At 65.4% G+C, this 17,757-nt stretch carries 17 protein-coding genes; 6 read left to right on the top strand and 11 right to left on the bottom strand.

Features of this window, described 5'->3' with window-relative positions; genetic code table 11:
* Positions 1–21: 21 nt before the first annotated feature.
* The 4 genes from nrdE to SKC41_RS26810 form a co-directional block, all read right to left on the bottom strand.
* Positions 22–2,187, bottom strand: coding sequence for a class 1b ribonucleoside-diphosphate reductase subunit alpha (gene nrdE, locus SKC41_RS26825; protein WP_330980730.1), 2,166 nt, complete (start codon positions 2,185–2,187; stop codon positions 22–24).
* Positions 2,157–2,636, bottom strand: a complete 480-nt coding sequence (gene nrdI / locus SKC41_RS26820; protein WP_330980853.1) for a class Ib ribonucleoside-diphosphate reductase assembly flavoprotein NrdI — start codon at positions 2,634–2,636, stop codon at positions 2,157–2,159. Before nrdI ends, nrdE begins: the two co-directional genes overlap by 31 nt.
* A gap of 64 nt (positions 2,637–2,700) precedes the next feature.
* Positions 2,701–2,940 (bottom strand): redoxin NrdH, encoded by a 240-nt coding sequence (locus SKC41_RS26815; protein WP_330980729.1) that lies wholly within the window; start codon positions 2,938–2,940, stop codon positions 2,701–2,703.
* A 506-nt stretch (positions 2,941–3,446) separates the two neighbouring features.
* Positions 3,447–4,013, bottom strand: coding sequence for an NAD(P)H-dependent oxidoreductase (locus SKC41_RS26810; protein ID WP_330980852.1), 567 nt, complete (start codon positions 4,011–4,013; stop codon positions 3,447–3,449).
* A gap of 81 nt (positions 4,014–4,094) precedes the next feature.
* Between SKC41_RS26810 and SKC41_RS26805 the strand changes: the two genes are divergently transcribed.
* Together SKC41_RS26805 and SKC41_RS26800 are read left to right on the top strand one after the other, a co-directional pair.
* A complete protein-coding gene (locus tag SKC41_RS26805; RefSeq protein ID WP_330980728.1) occupies positions 4,095–4,709 on the top strand; it encodes a TetR/AcrR family transcriptional regulator in 615 nt (204 codons plus the stop codon).
* A gap of 10 nt (positions 4,710–4,719) precedes the next feature.
* Entirely contained in the window at positions 4,720–5,763 is a 1,044-nt protein-coding gene (locus SKC41_RS26800; RefSeq protein WP_330980727.1) for a DNA polymerase IV, read from the top strand.
* Here the strand turns inward: SKC41_RS26800 and SKC41_RS26795 are convergent.
* Together SKC41_RS26795 and SKC41_RS26790 are read right to left on the bottom strand one after the other, a co-directional pair.
* Entirely contained in the window at positions 5,725–6,630 is a 906-nt protein-coding gene (locus SKC41_RS26795; RefSeq protein ID WP_330980726.1) for an SDR family oxidoreductase, read from the bottom strand. The genes SKC41_RS26800 and SKC41_RS26795 overlap by 39 nt on opposite strands.
* Positions 6,631–6,667: 37 nt before the next feature.
* Positions 6,668–7,300, bottom strand: coding sequence for a TetR/AcrR family transcriptional regulator (locus SKC41_RS26790; RefSeq protein WP_330980725.1), 633 nt, complete (start codon positions 7,298–7,300; stop codon positions 6,668–6,670).
* A gap of 114 nt (positions 7,301–7,414) precedes the next feature.
* Between SKC41_RS26790 and SKC41_RS26785 the strand changes: the two genes are divergently transcribed.
* The gene (locus SKC41_RS26785) at positions 7,415–8,896 is read left to right on the top strand and encodes a cytochrome P450 (RefSeq protein ID WP_330980724.1); all 1,482 of its coding nucleotides are present in this window, start codon (positions 7,415–7,417) and stop codon (positions 8,894–8,896) included.
* A gap of 17 nt (positions 8,897–8,913) precedes the next feature.
* On the opposite strand, the gene SKC41_RS26780 is transcribed toward SKC41_RS26785, so the two are convergent.
* A complete protein-coding gene (locus SKC41_RS26780; RefSeq protein ID WP_330980851.1) occupies positions 8,914–9,423 on the bottom strand; it encodes a homocitrate synthase in 510 nt (169 codons plus the stop codon).
* Between the two features lie 675 nt (positions 9,424–10,098).
* Here SKC41_RS26780 and SKC41_RS26775 point away from each other — a divergent pair.
* Both SKC41_RS26775 and SKC41_RS26770 read left to right on the top strand, forming a co-directional pair.
* Complete coding sequence (locus tag SKC41_RS26775) at positions 10,099–10,278, top strand: hypothetical protein (RefSeq protein WP_330980723.1); 180 nt, start codon at positions 10,099–10,101, stop codon at positions 10,276–10,278.
* 301 nt (positions 10,279–10,579) lie between these two features.
* Positions 10,580–10,705, top strand: a complete 126-nt coding sequence (locus SKC41_RS26770) for a hypothetical protein (RefSeq protein ID WP_330980722.1) — start codon at positions 10,580–10,582, stop codon at positions 10,703–10,705.
* 563 nt (positions 10,706–11,268) lie between these two features.
* Here the strand turns inward: SKC41_RS26770 and SKC41_RS26765 are convergent.
* The 3 genes from SKC41_RS26765 to SKC41_RS26755 all read right to left on the bottom strand — a co-directional run bounded on the left by SKC41_RS26765 (position 11,269) and on the right by SKC41_RS26755 (position 15,075).
* A complete protein-coding gene (locus SKC41_RS26765) occupies positions 11,269–12,234 on the bottom strand; it encodes an anti-sigma factor RsbA family regulatory protein (protein ID WP_330980721.1) in 966 nt (321 codons plus the stop codon).
* A 156-nt stretch (positions 12,235–12,390) separates the two neighbouring features.
* Positions 12,391–13,860: a FadR/GntR family transcriptional regulator gene (locus SKC41_RS26760; protein ID WP_330980850.1), complete on the bottom strand. Its 1,470-nt coding sequence runs from the start codon at positions 13,858–13,860 to the stop codon at positions 12,391–12,393.
* 21 nt (positions 13,861–13,881) lie between these two features.
* A complete protein-coding gene (locus SKC41_RS26755; RefSeq protein ID WP_330980849.1) occupies positions 13,882–15,075 on the bottom strand; it encodes a thiolase family protein in 1,194 nt (397 codons plus the stop codon).
* 78 nt (positions 15,076–15,153) lie between these two features.
* Here SKC41_RS26755 and SKC41_RS26750 point away from each other — a divergent pair, with 78 nt between their 5' ends.
* On the top strand, positions 15,154–15,504 hold the full coding sequence (locus SKC41_RS26750) for a Zn-ribbon domain-containing OB-fold protein (protein WP_330980720.1): 351 nt from the start codon (positions 15,154–15,156) through the stop codon (positions 15,502–15,504).
* Positions 15,505–15,513: 9 nt separating this feature from the next.
* On the opposite strand, the gene SKC41_RS26745 is transcribed toward SKC41_RS26750, so the two are convergent.
* Entirely contained in the window at positions 15,514–17,679 is a 2,166-nt protein-coding gene (locus SKC41_RS26745) for an acyl-CoA dehydrogenase (RefSeq protein WP_330980719.1), read from the bottom strand.
* Positions 17,680–17,757 lie beyond the last annotated feature (78 nt).

The raw sequence follows: 17,757 nt of genomic DNA, 5'->3' as shown, positions 1-17,757 counted from the left end.
TGGGCAGACTCCTCGCGGTGTCTACAGCATGCAGGACACGCAGCCCTCGACCTCGGTGCCCTCCAAGGCCATCTGCCGCAGCCGGATGTAGTACAGCGTCTTGATTCCCTTGCGCCAGGCGTAAATCTGCGCCTTGTTGACGTCGCGGGTAGTAGCGGTGTCCTTGAAGAACAGCGTCAGACTCAACCCCTGGTCCACGTGCTGGGTGGCCGCCGCGTAGGTGTCGATGATCTTTTCGTAGCCGATCTCGTACGCGTCCTGGTAGTACTCCAGGTTGTCGTTGGTCAGGTACGGCGCCGGGTAGTAGACGCGACCAATCTTGCCTTCCTTGCGGATCTCGATCTTGCTCGCGACCGGGTGGATCGAGCTGGTCGAGTGGTTGATGTAGGAGATCGACCCCGTCGGCGGCACGGCCTGCAGGTTCTGGTTGTAGATGCCGTGCTGTTGCACAGACTCCTTGAGCCGCTGCCAATCCTCTTGCGTCGGAATGCGGATGCCCGCCTCGGCGAAGAGCTCCCGAACCCGGGCAGTGGCCGGCTCCCACACCTGCTCGGTGTACTTGTCGAAGAACTCGCCCGAGGCGTACTTCGAGCGCTCGAAACCACCGAACTTGCTACCGCGTTCGATCGCAATGCGATTCGACGCCCGCAGCGCGTGGTAGAGCACGGTGTAGAAGTACATGTTGGTGAAGTCGATACCTTCTTCGGAGCCGTACAGGATGCGCTCGCGAGCCAGGTAGCCGTGCAGATTCATCTGCCCCAGCCCGATCGCGTGGGATTCGTTGTTGCCCTGCTCGATTGAGGGCACCGACCAGATGTGTGTCTGATCGCTGACCGCGGTCAGCGCCCGGATCGCCACCTCGATGGTCTGGGCGAAGTCCGGTGAGTCCATGGCCTTCGCGATGTTCAGCGAACCCAGGTTGCACGAAATGTCCTTGCCCACTTTGGCATACGACAAGTCTTCGTTGAACAACGACGGCGTGGACACCTGCAGAATCTCCGAGCACAGGTTCGAGTGCGTGATCTTGCCCTCGATGGGGTTGGCCCGGTTCACCGTGTCCTCGTACATGATGTACGGGTAGCCGGACTCGAACTGCAGCTCGGCCAGCGTCTGGAAGAACTCGCGCGCCTTGATCTTGGTCTTGCGGATGCGCGCGTCATCGACCATTTCGTAGTACTTCTCGGTCACCGAGATGTCGGCGAACGGCACGCCGTAAACCCGCTCGACGTCGTACGGCGAGAACAGGTACATGTCCTCGTTCTTCTTGGCCAGCTCGAAGGTGATGTCGGGAATCACCACACCGAGGCTCAGCGTCTTGATCCGGATCTTCTCGTCGGCGTTCTCGCGCTTGGTGTCCAGGAACCGGTAGATGTCCGGGTGGTGCGCGTGCAGGTACACCGCGCCCGCACCTTGGCGCGCACCCAGCTGATTGGCGTAGGAGAACGAGTCCTCGAGCAGCTTCATGATCGGGATGACACCCGAGGATTGATTCTCGATGTTCTTGATCGGTGCGCCATGTTCGCGAATGTTGCTCAGCAACAACGCAACTCCCCCGCCGCGCTTGGACAGCTGCAGCGCGGAGTTGATCGAGCGCCCGATCGACTCCATGTTGTCCTCGATGCGCAGCAAAAAGCAGCTCACCGGCTCGCCGCGCTGCTTCTTACCCGAGTTCAAAAACGTCGGGGTCGCCGGCTGGAACCGGCCGTCGATGATCTCGTCGACGAGCTTCTCGGCCAGCGCGTGGTCACCTGCGGCCAGCGTGAGCGCGACCATCACGACCCGGTCCTCGAAGCGCTCGAGGTAGCGCTTGCCGTCGAACGTCTTCAGCGTGTACGAGGTGTAGTACTTGAAAGCCCCGAGGAAGGTCGGGAACCGGAACTTCTTCGCGTAAGCCCGGTCCAGCAGCGTCTTGACGAAGTTGCGGCTGTACTGGTCGAGCACCTCGCGCTCGTAGTAGTTCTCCTTGATCAGGTAGTCGAGCTTCTCGTCCTGATTGTGGAAGAAGACCGTGTTCTGGTTGACGTGCTGCAGGAAGTACTGATGCGCGGCCTCGTGGTCCTTGTCGAACTGAATCTTGCCGTCTTTGTCGTACAGATTCAGCATCGCGTTGAGCGCGTGGTAGTCGGTCTCCCCCGGCAACGCGTGGGCGCCGGTGGTTACAGGCTCTGCAGTGACGGTTGGTGGCACGTCTGGTCCTTCCAGAATTCTTCCAAGCCCGCGCGAACGGCTTCCACGTCGTCCGGGGTACCCATCAGTTCGAAGCGGTAGAGGTAGGGCACGCCGCATTTGCGGGAAACCACGTTGCCCGCATAGGCGAATTCGGCACCGAAGTTGTTGTTGCCGGCGGCGATGACGCCGCGGATCAACGACCTGTTGTGCTCGTTGTTCAAAAAGGCGATGACCTGCTTAGGGACATAGCCCCCGTTGTTGATGTCAGGCGTGGCCTTCCCGCCGCCGTACGTGGGCAGTATCAATACGTACGGATCGTCGACCTCGATGCGGCCATGCAGCGGGATTCGCGTGGCGGGAACACCCAGCTTCTGCACGAAGCGGTGGGTGTTCTCCGACACCGACGAAAAATAGACCAGTGACGATCGCAAGCCCGGCGCCGCCGGGCGCTGCGGGTCGTCAATCATCCAGTCCAGGTTGCGCTGCGTGCTATCCATGGCACCGCAACCTCCTTACTTGCTCATTACTTCATCAGGCGCTGAGCGCGGCTCCGGCAAGTGCCTTGATGCGGTCCGGCCGGAAACCCGACCAGTGGTCGTTTCCTGCCACCACCACGGGGGCCTGCAGATAGCCCAATGCCATCACATAGTCGCGCGCCTCGGCATCCAGGCTGATATCGACCTTGTCGTACGCGAGGCCCTGCTTGTCGAGAGCCTTGTAGGTGGCGCTGCACTGCACACATGCCGGCTTGGTGTACACGGTGATGCTCATTGAAGCCGCTCCTCTGCGGGGACGAAGGTCGGAAAATTTGCTACGGACTGGCAACTACTTGGGGCACTGCATCGCCGATATGTTCAGCGATCCGTCAAGCCCCAAGATTCCCGTCTGCGGCGGTCAGCTCTGATGACCTGACCAAGCCGATTCCGAGAGGTTCACCGTGCCGGGCTGGCGTGGTAAACCTGGGATCTGCCGGCTCGCCAAACACTACACCTAGTGGCTGACAAGATCTGTAGATACAAGATGTTCTGAATAACAATTCTGAAATTCCCTGGTCGTAAGCCCTGCCGCACGGACACGCTCCGGCGTGTCGCAGATCACAAACCCCGCCTTGGACGCCCATGGGTAGAGGTATAGCAGCGCCCACCGACAACGAGGGCGCCACCGGGGTGCCCACCCGCCGCTAGCAAAGCCGCCAGCACAAGGCTGGCGGCTTTAGCTATTAACTTCCGCGAACGCTGCTGGTCACCGGGTGAACGGCTTGGTGGATACCGCCAAATTCAGCCGACTTCGGCCGCGAGCTTGCCGACCGCGTCGCGCACATTGGCCACCAGATCGGCGTGTTCGGCGGGCGCTTTGCCCTCCAAAGTTGCGAACGGCACCGACAGTTTGATCGCCTCGACTACCCGCGCGCCGGCGATACCGAATGACTTGCGGGTGTCGTCGTGCGCCCACACGCCGCCATAGCGGCCGAACGCGCCGCCGATCACCGCCAGCGGCTTGTCCTTCAGCGCGCCGTCGCCGAACGGGCGCGACAGCCAGTCGATCGTGTTCTTGACGACTGCCGGGTAGCTGCCGTTGTACTCCGGAGTGACGATCAGCGCCGCATCCGCAGCCGCGGCCGCGGCACGCAACGCGGCCACCGGGGCCAGCGCGGCCGCCTCGGCGTTCATCGCGTCGTCGATTTCCTCGTTGTAGAACGGCAGATCGCCCAGCCCCTCGAACACGGTCACCGTGACATCGTCCGGAGCCACGTCAACCGCCAACTCGGCGATCTGGCGGTTTATCGACGCCGCCCGCAAGCTACCTACCAACGCCAAGACTTTGATCTCAGCCACTGTTTCGATTCCCTCCGGTTGATGGTCTACATCCTGCCACGGTTTAATCGGACTATAGTCCGTTTTATTCCATCGCGTTAAAGTGCAGTGGTGAGCGGTGTCGGGCGGTTGGGCGAGTTGCCCGTGTCGGCTCCGCGCGAGCTGCCACAGGAGCGGGGTGACGCGGCACGCAACCGCGAGCTGTTACTGCAGGCAGCACGCCGCCTGGTCGCCAAACGCGGCGCGGCCGCGATCACGATGGACGACGTCGCGGCGGCCGCCGGCGTCGGCAAGGGCACGCTGTTCCGCCGGTTCGGCAGCCGGGCCGGCCTGATGATGGTGCTGCTCGACGAGGACGAACGCGCCAGCCAGCAGGCCTTCCTGTTCGGGCCGCCGCCGCTGGGTCCGGACGCCGCGCCGATGGATCGACTGGTGGCGTTCGGCCGCGAGCGCCTGTGCTTCGTGCACACCCACCATGCCCTGCTGTCGGCGGCGAAGGGCGATCCGCTGACCCGCCACGCCGGCGCCGCCGCGGTACAGCGCACGCACGTGCGAGTGCTGTTGCAGACGGCCGACACCAGCGGCGATCTCGATGTGCAGACCGATGCATTATTGGCCCTGCTCGACGTGGATTACGTTGAGCACCAACTGAATTACGGCGGCCACACGCTTGAAAGCCTGGGCGATGCCTGGGAAAGCCTGGCGCGCAAGCTGTGTGGGCGGTGACCTGACCGACATGGCCTCGCCGACGACGCGCTGGGTCCTGCATGTCGATCTCGACCAATTTCTGGCCTCGGTCGAGCTGCGCCGCCATCCCGAACTCGACGGGTTGCCCGTCATCGTCGGCGGCAGCGGCGATCCCACCGAACCACGCAAGGTCGTCACCTGCGCCTCGTATCAAGCCCGCGAGTTCGGGGTACATGCGGGCATGCCGTTGCGCACCGCGGCTCGGCGCTGCCCGGACGCCACCTTCTTGCCGTCGGACCCGGCCGCCTATGACGAGGCCTCCGAGGAGGTGATGGGGCTGCTGCGCGATCTGGGGCACCCGGTCGAGGTGTGGGGCTGGGACGAGGCCTACGTGTCAGTCACCGCGGCCGATCCCGCCGAAGTCGCGGAACAGATTCGCACCATTGTCCTTTCGGAAACCGGGTTGTCCTGTTCGGTCGGCATCAGCGACAACAAACAACGAGCCAAGGTGGCCACCGGCTTCGGGAAACCCGGCGGCGTCTTCACCCTCACCGACGCGAACTGGATGGACGTAATGGCCGATCGTCCGGTCGACGCACTGTGGAGCGTGGGACCCAAGACGGCGAAACGGCTTGCGGCGCTGGACATCACGACGGTACGTGCGCTGGCCCATTGTGATGCCGAGCTCTTGACGTCCACCTTCGGACCGCGTACCGGGCTGTGGTTGCTGCTGCTCGCCAAGGGCGGTGGCGACACCGAGGTCAGCGCGCAGCCGTGGGTCCCGCGCTCACGCAGCCACGTAGTCACGTTCCCGCGCGACCTCACCGACCGCTCCGAAATGAGCTCGGCGGTAACAGAATTGGCGAGACGCGCGCTGGAAGAAATCGTCGCGGCGGGGCGCATCGTCACGCGGGTGGCGGTCACCGTGCGCACCGCGACGTTCTACACCCGCACCAAAATTCGCAAGCTGCCGGCGCCCACCACCGATGCCGACGTCATCGTCGCAGCGGCACTGCGCGTCCTGGATCTGTTCGAACTCGACCGCCCGGTCCGGCTACTCGGGGTCCGGCTCGAATTGGAGATGCCGGCCTAATTGCGCCGGGGCCGGCCGCAGCGCCCGGGTGAAGATGACGTTCACCTGGCGCATCGCCACGCTATAGGGCCACCACGCCAGTCGTTTGAACGCGTACAGCGCGCGGATGTCCTGCGATGTGTAGATCAGGTACCTGTTCTTCGACACTCCGGCCAAGATCTTTTCGGCGGCCCTTTCCGGCGACACCGCATGACCGCTGAAGCGGTCGATCCAGCGGCTCACCTTGGGGTCTTCGCGGTCGACGCCGGCAATCTCGACCGTGTCGACCAGCGGCGTCTTCACCGCCCCGGGCACCACGACGGAGACCCCGATGCGATGCCGGGCCAGGTCGAAGCGCAATACCTCCGACAGGCCGCGTAATCCGTACTTGCTGGCGCTGTAGGCGGCGTGCCACGGCAGCGCGACCAGCCCGGCCGCCGACGACACATTGACGACGTGCCCACCGCGGCGGGCGGCCACCATCGACGGCACGAACGTCTCGATGACGTGGATCGGACCCATCAGATTGATCGCGACCATCTTGGTCCACTGTTCGTGGCTCAGCCGGTCGACGGTCCCCCAGGCCGATACTCCGGCGATGTTCATCACGACGTCCATGCTCGGATGCGCGGCGTGGACATCGGTGGCGAACGCGGCCACCTCGTCGTAGTCGGAGATATCGAGCGCCCGATGCGCCGACACTTGCGCGCCCAGGGCGCGGGCGTCGGCCACCGTCTGGGCCAGCCCGTCGGCGTCGCGATCGGTCAGAAACAACTCGGCACCCTGGGCAGCCAGCCGCAACGCGGTCGCCCGGCCGATACCGCTGGCCGCGCCGGTGATCAGACTGCGCTTCCCGGCGAAATACCGCGCGGATCCCCTCTGCGCCATGCTGGTGACGATACCGTCGGTAACGGCTGGTCCGCGGTTATCCGCGGCGGCCGCCCCACAACGAGTTCAGCCACAGCTGCTCGAGCAGCCGGACGCGGCGGTCGATGTCGTCGTCGGCTCGGCCGATAAAGGCCGGGTCACCGGTGAGCATCAGCGCGGTCGTACCGGTCAGGGTGCGCACCAGTGTCGGGATGTCGTCGCTGATCGGATTGGCGGTCCCCGCCTTCATCTCGGCGTCGACGATCGCGACGATCTCACCCACGACCACCTCGAACTGTTGCTCGAGGATGCCCCGTATCTCTACGTCGGTGTACCGGGCGGCGTTGCAGGCCGCCATGACCGGGTCGTTGTGCGCGTACACGGCCGCGGCACTGCCTACCATCCGCTTGGCAAACTGCTCGGGCGACTCGTCGGGCCGCCGGGGAGCGAAAAACTGGGTGAGTTCTTCGAGCTCCTGGGTGGCCTCGGCGACGATCTGCGCGAGCACCGCGTACTTGGAGTCGAAGTAGAAGTAGAACCCGGATCGACCCACCCCGGCTCGCAGGCTGATGGTGCTGACCGACAGCTCCGCAAACGGCCGCTCCTGCAGCAGTTCCCGCACCGCTTGCATGATCGCCTGCCGGTGCTTGTCGCCGCGTCGCCGCGTGGCCGGCTCCGCATGGCTGCTCATCCCCTGACCTTGCACCACACCGCTTCAAAAGCAAACTTGACAGCCGTCAACTTTTTGTCGAAGGTTATTTGCAGTGACCGATGTCACCCGCACCGGGTCCGCAAAGGAGCGTCCATGCCCGCCACCATCAGCACGCCGCACTACCTGCTCGACCAGGCAAAACGCCGGTTCACGCCGTCGTTCAACAATTTCCCCGGCATGGGGATGGTCGAGCGCAAGCTGCTGAACACCCAGTTCCCCGAGCGGAAACTGGCCGACCCGCCGCCGGGCAGCGGTCTCAAGGCTGCCGTCGGCGACGCGGGTCTGCCCGTGATCGGGCACATCATCGAGATGCTGCGGGGCGGACCCGACTATCTGATGCATCTCTACAACACCAAGGGGCCGGTGGTCTTCGGGGATTCACCCGTGCTGCCGGGCATCGCCGCCCTAGGCCCGGACGCCGCCCAGGTCATCTACTCCAACCGGAACAAGGACTACTCGCAGCAGGGATGGGTGCCGGTAATCGGCCCATTCTTCAACCGTGGCCTGATGCTGCTCGACTTCGAAGAGCACATGTTCCACCGGCGCATCATGCAGGAGGCCTTCATCCGCTCCCGGCTGGTCAGCTACGTCGAGCAGATGGACAAGGTCGTCTCGCAGACGATCGCCCACGACTGGGTGGCCAACGATGCCCGCTTCCTGCTCTACCCGGCAATGAAGGAGCTCACGCTCGACATCGCGTCGATGGTGTTCATGGGCCACGAGCCGGGCACCGACCACGAGCTGGTGACCAAGGTGAACAACGCGTTCGCCATCACCACCCGCGCGGGCAATGCGATCATCCGCACCCCCGTGCCGCCGTTCACCTGGTGGCGCGGACTCAAGGCGCGCGAGCTGCTGGAGAACTACTTCCGCGAGCGGGTCAAGGAACAGCGGGCCACCCAGGGCGACGACCTGCTGTCGGTGTTGTGCCGCACCGAAGACGAGGACGGCAACAAGTTCTCCGACGAAGACATCGTCAACCACATGATCTTCCTGATGATGGCCGCACACGACACGTCTACGTCGACGGTGACGACGATGGCCTACAACCTGGCCCAGCACCCGGAGTGGCAACAGCGCTGCCGCGAGGAGTCGGACCGGCTTGGCGACGGCCCGGTCGACATCGAGTCGCTGGAGAAGCTGGAGTCACTCGACTTGGTGATGAACGAGTCGATCCGCCTGGTGACCCCGGTGCAGTGGGCCATGCGGCAAACCGTGCGCGACACCGAACTGCTGGGCTACTACATCCCCAAGGGCACCAACGTCATCGCCTATCCCGGAATGATTCACCGCTTGCCCGAATTGTGGACGGACCCACTGAAATTCGACCCGGAGCGGTTCACCGAGCCGCGCAACGAGCACAAACGGCACCGCTATGCGTTCACACCCTTCGGCGGGGGCGCCCACAAGTGCATCGGAATGACGTTCGGGCAGTTGGAGATCAAGACGATCCTGCACCGGCTGCTGCGCCGTTACCGGTTGGAACCGCCCCGCCCGGGATACAAGTGCGAGTGGGACTACGGCGGTATGCCGGTGCCCAAGGACGGCATGCCAATTGTGTTGCGCCCGCTGTAGACTCGCGCGCCCCGTGCTCAGGCCATGAGCCGATTGGCGCACGCGATCAGCGCGCGCAACGCCGACTGAGTCGGATCCTCGGATAGGCCCACGGCCCATTCGGCGCGGATGCCGTCGCTGCCGCAGATGAACGTGGCGGTGCATCCGTTCGAAGACATCTGGTGAAACTTCAACGTCTCGATGGCGATCCCGCGCTCGTGCAGCATCGCGGTCAGGGCGGCGATCGGCCCACTGGCGGCTGCGGTCGAAGTGCGCAGGCAGTCACCGACGGCGATCGTCGCCCGGAAATTGCGGGCTTGCGGACCGAGCCGCCCGGTCGGTCGCTCGGTGTCGGCGCACACCCACTGCCCCAGCCGCAGCGGGCCCGCGGTCTGACCGTAGGTCGACACGAAGTTTTCCCACGTCATCGCGCCGGCCTGTTCGCGCAAGCCGCGCGGCAAGGCAACCCCGAAGCGATCGCCGAACCACGCGCTGGCGTCCTGCCGGCGGGCAGGAACGCGGGTGGGAGTGCGCTCCGCAAGGGAGATCGGCCTGGAAAGAGGCTGGGTAAGAATCACGGTGTCGGTCTTCTCTGGTCAAAGGAGCGACCGACGGTAGTAGCTTCCGACCCACAGCGGGGGGTCGGTCTGGATCAGACCCCGCTGCGGGTGCTGGCTACTACGGCACTCTTCAGAAGACGCACGAGCGCGACATTAGACGCCGCAGGTCGATACTGCAAATGCCTTTACCCTGCGCCGGCGGACGGTGGCGATTGGCATCCCGCGAGAGCACACCTCGACGCGATCCGCGCGCTAGTGCAATTTGAGTACTGACACCGCGATTGCGAGCACCGCCAGGATCGCCGAGATCCAGTGATGGTCGACTCGATGGCCGTTGCCGTGCTGCACCGACCCGAATCGCCCTGCGTCGCAGCCGATCTCCGTCGACCAGGTGGCGACCGGGCAGCGAACCTGGTCCCGAACGCTCCTTGTCGGCTACTCGCGTCAGCCGCCGATTCACCTGCCGGGCTTGGCGTCGTTCCAGCGACGCGCTGGCGCGGCAATCTCGCTAAATGCGTTGGCGCAGTGAGCATTCGCTACAAATATGACCGATGTTAAGCAACGTCCGTAGAAGCATTCAATTATTGTTCGTCCGCGGTTCATTCGAGCCACAGCTAATATTGCACACCAGTGCAACAGCCTCCTGGACGAAAGGCGCCTCCGATGAATGCGCGGACCAAGAAGATACTGGCATCATTCGCGGCGGCGCTCGTCGCGGTCACGCTACCCACCGGATGTGCTTCGACAGTTGCGGGCGGCACCATCGGCGGTGGCGCCGCGGGCGGTGGCGCGACCGCCGGCGGCGCGGGCGGCGGCGGCGTGATTCCCGCCACACTGCCCTGACGCGGTCGTCGTCGGTGGTGTGAGAACCGCGGGAGCTCAGCCGCGTTCTCACGCTCCTTCGATTTGGCCGTGCACGCGTGCGAAGTCGTCTGATTGACCTTCAATGTCTCGATGGCGATGCTCGTACAGCATCGCGGTCAGCGCCTTTTCGGGGACTCGTAGCGCTGTGATCGTTTAACCGTTTAACGAAAACTTGCGCAGGCGGCACTCGAACCAAGTGACGCGAGATGGGTTTACACGTGTCGAATAGCGGTTATCCCGTCGTCGCCTCAACCCATTCCCCGAACGAAAGGCGACGACGATGAAGTCGACGGCAGCCGAGAAGGCGCTTGACGCGGCGGCAGTGGCGAGAGGGCTGATCGAACTGTTGCTGGTGCCGACGCGATTGTCGTCGGCGTGGGTCCGCGCAGCGGCAGCCGAGGACTAATCCTCAAATTAAAGGCAAAGGCAAACGACAATGAAGTCGATGACCGCCAAGAAGGCCTTGAAAGTTGCCGCAGCCGGTTATCCCGGCGTGCCGACCGCTACCAATGCGCCGCCATCGGCAGCTTTCCATTGCGTGAACGCCACTCATTCACCGTTCGCGGCCCCGACCCACGGACCGTTCTTCGATTGCGTTGCGCCAGTATGCATATGACAAAACTTGGGCGTGAGAAAAGTCACGAAACCTGGTTTACGTGTGTTTAACAGGGGGTATGTGCCGGGTTGCCATCATGCGTTACGGCTATCTGTCCCCTCTCGGAAAGGTACGACGATGAAGTCGCAATCCTCTAAGAAAACGCTCAAAGCCACCGCAGCCGCCCTCGGGGTGGCAGCAATGTTGATACTGCCGACAGGATGCTCGACCGCAGCGGGCGGCGCGGGCGGCGGCGGTCTGGTGGGTGGCTCCAGCGGCGGGCTCTTGGGCGGAGTCCTTGGCGGCCTAGGTCTCTAACCGTTCGGGCAGGCGGCCCGCCGGGAACCTCGGTTTCCGGCGGGCCGCCTTCCGTTTCAGCTGATGGGCCCGGTCGACGAATCCAACCGGAGATATGCCTGAATCGTCGTTCCGGTGCTGGCGGTGTGCGTGCGTACCAGGTCCGAAATGGCGTTGACCAGGAACAATCCTCGGCTGGCCGGGCCGGTCGGGCCCGGGTCCAGGCGCCCCACCAGCGGATCGTCGAGCCGGCCGTTGTCGCGCGCCTCGCATACCAGGTGGTCGTCGTCGCGCCAGAAGGCCAGCCGGCAGGCTCCGTCGGTGTACATCAAGCTGTTGGTGGCCAGCTCGGTGGCGACCAGTTGCAGATCTTCGATGCCGTCCTGGGACAGTCCGACCCAGCCGGCGTAGTTGACGGCGAACGACCGCGCCGGACGCAGGTCCGAGGATTTGCGAACCATGTAGGTCACGGCGCCCGGATTAGCCGGTAGCGGCTGATTGCACTGTGCCAGCACGTCGTCCGGCGCGTAGTCGGCGCTGTCTTGCAGCGAATCGCATTTCCACAACAGCGGATGGGTCGCACGCGCGCTTGCCAGGACGTCGTCGGCAAGCCGTTCCGCGTCGTAGAGACACAGCGCGGTCAGCTGGCGACCTTCGAAAGCGCTGTTGACCAGCGCCTCGTGCTGCTTGCAGCCCGAAAACTCGTCGGCGGTGCGCTCCGGCCAGCAGACCTGGCTGACGATGCGCGCGCGCCCGTCGGCGTTCTCCTCGACGAAGGAACCCTGCAGCGCCAGAAACCGGCTCGGATTGCGCGCCGCCTCGACGATGTCGACCAGTTGCAACCCGGTCGTCGAACCCTCGCCCCCGAGCGCCTCGCGTAGCAAGCTCAGATAGGCGCCGGGCACCGCTACCAGTACGGGCTCGTCCATCGCCAAACCTTCGAGCACGAAGGGAACCACGGCGTCCAGGTATTCCCGTTGCGAGTGGTAGAGGAACGCGGAATGAACGAAGCCGTGGCGCCCGTTCTCCGTGCCCCTGATCATTTCGGCGCTCCCGCTTTCCATTACCAATGCCAACCCCCTGCCGGACCGGCTCACCTTTTCGTATCCCCGCGCCCCATTACCCATGCCAGTACCCAGCACTCGCGTTCCCTACGCAGGAAAGTGATCACAAACCCGCCTCGGATTAGCGAATGCTCGTCACAGCCACCAAGAGGCGGCGGCGTCGAGATGACGCCGAATGCGGTAGCGCGCCAAGCTATCGTCGCCCGCCGTGATCGCGTCGAGAATCCGTAAGTGAGCGTGCTCGACGGCGACGACGTCGTCGGGGGCCGGCGGCTCCTGCGCGGTGCTCGACCAGTGCCGGCGGAACAACTCGATGATGATCCTCAAGAAAAGGTCCAGCAGTGAGTTGCCGGCCAGTTGCGCGAGTTCGATGTGGAACCGCGCTTCCTCCCACGTGGCCTGATGCGCATCACCGACGGTCTGCGTCGTGCCGTCGAGCGCGGGCCGGTAGGCGTGCAGGAAGGCCGTCACCTCGGGTTCGGTGCGTCGCTTGACGACCTTGGCGACGTTGTCGATCTCGATGGCGTCGCGCACGCAACGCAGATCTTCGCGACTCGGTTGCCGGAATTGCAGGTACAGCGCGATGGTGTCGATGCTGGCTTGCGCGTGCGGCTCGGTGACGATCAGCCCACCGCCGGGTCCGCGGCGCATCTGCGCGACCGAGTGGTATTCGAGCAGTCGGACCGCTTCTCGTAACACCGCGCGGCTCACCCGATAGCGCTCCAGCAGGGCCGTTTCGGTGCCGAAGACCGAACCGACCGGCCAGTCACCGGAGCCGATTTCGTCGCCGATGGCGGCCGCCACGACCTCCGCCAACTTGTCGCGCGGGACTTCCGCGTCGGTTCCACGTCTGCGGCGCCGCGCGGGGCGGCTGGCGCGCCCCCGATGATGCTCCTGCAGCCAGGCATTCACCGCTTCGACGTGTCGCTCGGACAGCGTCTTGGCCCGGGCGGAATCGCCGGCAGTCACGGCGGCAACGAGGTCGGAGTGGTCGTTATGCATGTAGTCGAGCGCCTCGATGGCCTCGCTGGCCGACTCGGTCCGCGACCGCAGCGCGTACCGGGTGGTGAGCCTCATCAACACGTCGATAAAGAGTTGCAGGACGGGGTTTTTCGACTGCTCCGCGAGCGTGATGTGAAACTCGTCGCGCGGTGCCGGCAGGCCCGGCCGCCACTGCTGCTCCGCGTGTAGCACGGCACGCAGCCGCTCGATGCCGGCCTCGTCGATGTGTTCGGCCGCGAGCGCGGCCGCCAGCGGCTCGAGGACCAGCCGCGCAGTGAGCAGATCGGCGAGCGTGGTGCCCAGGTATTCGAGATAGATGACGATGGCGCGGGTCGCGGGCCCCGCGTCGGGCTCAGTGATCAGCAGCCCGCCGCCCGGTCCCCGTCGCATCCGGGCCACCCGATGGTGCTCGACGAGCCGCACGGCCTCCCGCAGCACCGACCGGCTCACGCGAAAGCGCTGTTGCAGCGCAATTTCGGAGCCCAGCGATTCGCCGACGGGCCAGCCGCGGCGCACGATGTCCGCCTCGATATCGCGGGCGATCGTCGAAGCCAGCTTTTTCGTCCCGCCCGCGGGTGGCGCGGGGCTTACTTGAAGCTCAATACTGCGCTCCCACAAGCATTCTCAGCAGGTGAGCAGCATGCAACCCGCGACCGGACCACCGCCCACGGAAACCACGCCGACCTCGGGACGCTGCGACACCTGCCGCTCCCCCGCCTCGCCGCGCAACTGCAGGCATCCTTCGTGCAATGCCCAGTAGCCGTGCATGCGCCCGGCCGAGAGTTGGCCGCCGTAAGTGTTCAGCGGCAGTTGCCCGTCGCGGGCGATCCGCGCGCCGCCTTCGACGAACGGGCCGGCCTCGCCGTCGCCGCAGACGCCCAGGGCTTCCAGCCAGGCGATGGTGAGATAGGTGAACCCGTCGTAGAGCTCGGCAACCGCGAGGTCGGTGGGTTTCAACTCGGTGCGTGACCACATCTGCGCGGTCGCATCCGACATCGCCATCTTCGGGTAGTCGTCGCGATGGAACCAGCCACCGGCACCGTCGGACCCACCGATCGCCTCCACCCGCACGGGCCGGTGTTGGCAATCGGGCCCGTATTCGGCGCTGGAGACCACCACCGCGATCGATCCGTCGATGGGCACGTCGCAATCCAGCAGCCCGAACGGCGTCGACACCAGTCGCGCCCCCAGGTAGTCGGCCATCGTCATCGGCTCGCGATAGACCGCAAGCGGATTCAGTGCGGCGTTGCGCCTGCCGTTGAGCGCCAGCCAACCCAACTGTTCCTTGGTCGTTCCGTACAGTTCCATGTGTCGACGGCAGTTCAGTGCCAACCAGTTCGCTGCCGAATACGCTTGGGCCGCAACCAGATCGTTGACATCGTCCATCGCCCCGACAGCCGGCTTGGCTTCACCCGCGGGCGTTTCGAACATCCGCGCCAAGGGTGGGGCGGGAGCGTTCTCCTCCGGCTTGACCGGAACCGTGCCGCCGAGCATTTGGATGGTGCGGTACACCACCACGTGCCGGGCGCGTCTCTCGGACACCGCGCGGCATGCCGACATCACCGGGCTCAGCAGCCCGCCGGTGCCGAACCCGCTGCCGCAGTCGGCCGCCTCGATATGCAGTTCGGCATTGACCTCCGCGGCCGGCGTGTCACCCAAGGTCGCGATGCCGTCGATGTCGGAGGGCACCAGACCGGCGTCGGCGATGGCACCGCGCACGGCCTCCATGGTCAGGTCTCGCCCCGGGATGCCGGTCCGTCGGCCGATCCGGGAAATGCCGATACCGGACACGATCGCGTCTTTCTCGAAATACGTCATCTGCACCGCCCGCCAGAGGAAAACCCATCGAACCAGTACCGCACCCACACCAAACCAATAGAGTGTACTGTATTGCCCGTGTCAGCCGAGTCGACGTCACAGCTGCTGATCGAGTATTGCGCCGATTGCTCGCGCTGGGTGCATCCCGCGGCCGGCGAATGCCGCGAGTGCGGCGCCGCGCTGGTCGCTCGCCCGATTTCCGGACAGGGCACGGTGTTCACCTTCACGGTCAACCACCATCCGTATAACCCGGAGATCCCGGTCCCCTATGTGATCGCCATCGTCGAGCTCGCCGAACAGGCCGGGCTGCGGGTTGCCGCCAACATCGTTGACTGCGAACCGGATTCGGTGACGTGCGGGATGCCGGTCAGCATCAAGCCCGAGAGGGGCGCCGGCGGGGCGCCGTTGTTCACACCGGCGACCGGCTAACTACGCCGACTAGTTGATCAGCGGGTCGCGCGGCATGCCGAGAATCCGCTCGGCGATCTGATTGCGGGTGACTTCCGAGGTGCCGCCGGCAATCGCCATGCCGCGTGCGCCCATGATCAGCCGGCCCGGCGCGGCTCCGGCGCCGTCCACCAGCGCGACCTCGGGGCCGGTCAGGGCAGCCATGATCGCGGCGCCCTCCACCATGTGCTCGGCCAGCTTCAGCTTGGTCACGTTGCCTTCCGGCCCCGGTCCCGCGCCTTCGACGCTGCGGGCCACCCGGCGCAGATTGAGCAGCCGCAACGCGGTCTCGTTGGCGAGATAGGACCCGACCCGGATATCCGCGCCCGCCAATCGATCTGCGTGCTGCTTAGCCAGCTCGACCAGTGCGGTCGCCAATCCCTCGTAGAACGACCCGCTGCCGCCGATGCTGACCCGCTCGTTGCCCAGCGTCGCCCGGGCGACCGTCCACCCCGAGTTGGGGGTGCCGACCACGTCTTCGTCGGGAACGAACAGGTCGTTGAAGAACACCTCGTTGAAGTCAGAGCCGCCGGTGATCTGCCGCAGCGGCCGCACCTCGACCTCGGGCGCTTTCATGTCGACGATCACCGTGGTGATGCCGGCGTGCTTGGGCGCATTGGGGTCGGTGCGCACGGTGGCCAGGCCGCGCGCGCAGTAGTGGGCTCCGCTGGTCCACACCTTTTGCCCGTTGATCTTCCAGCCACCGTCGACGCGAGTGGCCTTGGTCTTGATGGACGCCGCGTCCGACCCGGCGTCGGGTTCGGAGAACAGCTGGCACCAGATCTCGTCTTTGCGTAGCGCCTTCTCGACGAATCTTTCGATCTGCCAATCAGTTCCGTGCTGGATCAGGGTCAGGATCACCCAGCCGGTGATGCCGTAGTCCGGACGCTTGATGCCGGCCGCCTTGAACTCTTCCTCGATGACCAACTGCTCCACCGCATCGGCGCCCAGACCCCACGGCTTGGGCCAGTGCGGCATCACGTAGCCGGTCGCGATCAGCTTGTCGCGTTGCGCCTGCTTGTCCAGAGCGGCGATTTCGGCGGCGTCGGCGTGGATCCGGGTGCGCAGTTCCTCGGCCTCGGGAGGCAGATCCAGGCTGTTCTCCCGGACGGCGCCCGACGCAGTGCGATCGAATACATCGCGGGCCGGGGTGTCGCCGCCGAACAGCGCTGACGTCACGAGTGCCCGGCGCAGATGCAGGTGCGCGTCATGCTCCCAGGTGAAACCGATGCCGCCGTGCACCTGGATGTTGAGTTCGGCGTTACGCGCGTAGGCCGGAAACGCCAGTGCCGCAGCGACTGCCGCGATCAAGCGGAACTGCTCCTCGTCTTCGGAGGCCGCACGCGAGGCGTCCCAGACCGCGGCCGTCGCCGACTCCACGGCCACGAGCATGTTCGCGCAGTGGTGCTTGACCGCTTGGAACGTCGCGATGGTGCGGCCGAATTGCTGGCGCACCTTGGCGTAGTCGACGGCAGCGTCGACGCAGTCGGACGCTCCGCCCACCGCCTCGGCCGCCAGCAGGGTCCGCGCCCGGGCCAGCGCCGATTCCCGCGCACCCGCGATGATGTCGTCGACACCGACGCTGACGTTGGTCAGGCGTACCCGCCCGGAACGGCGAGTGGGGTCGAGGTTCTCGGGCACCTCCACCGACACTCCCGAGCGGCCGCGGCCCAGCAGCAGGACGTCGTCGCCGGCGGCGATCAGCAGCAGGTCGGCCAGCCCCGCGCCCAGCACGACTCCGGCCTCGCCGTCGGCGACACCGTCTTTGACCTGCACCCGGCTGTCCAAGCCGATGCCCGCGGTGACGGATCCATCGATCAGGCCGGGCAGTAACCGTGACTTCTGTTCGGCTGAGCCGTCTTTGGCGATCACGGCCGACGCGATCACGGTCGGGACGAAGGGGCCCGGGGCGACGGCGCGACCGAGCTCTTCGAGCACCACGACCAGCTCGGGCAATCCGTAGCCGGAGCCGCCGTGTTCCTCGTCGACGTGCAGGCCGAGCCAGCCGAGTTCGACGATGTCGGGCCAGAACGTGGGCCGGCTCTCGTCGGGGCTGTCCAGCAGGGCTCGCGCCGCCGGGCGCGCCTTCTGTGCAGTCAGGAATGCGCGAGCGACCTCGGCGAGCTCGCGATGGTCGTCGGTAAGTGCGATACCCATGGGACCTCCTCGCGCCAGTACCCACCCCGCGGCGTCGCGGGTGGTCGGCCGGCCCCGCTCCGAGGGGGAGCGGGGCGG

The sequence above is a fragment of the Mycobacterium sp. 050128 genome (genome assembly GCF_036409155.1).
GTDB lineage: Bacteria > Actinomycetota > Actinomycetes > Mycobacteriales > Mycobacteriaceae > Mycobacterium.
Note: the sequence above shows the minus strand (reverse complement) of the source record. Positions and strands in the feature narration are given on the sequence as shown.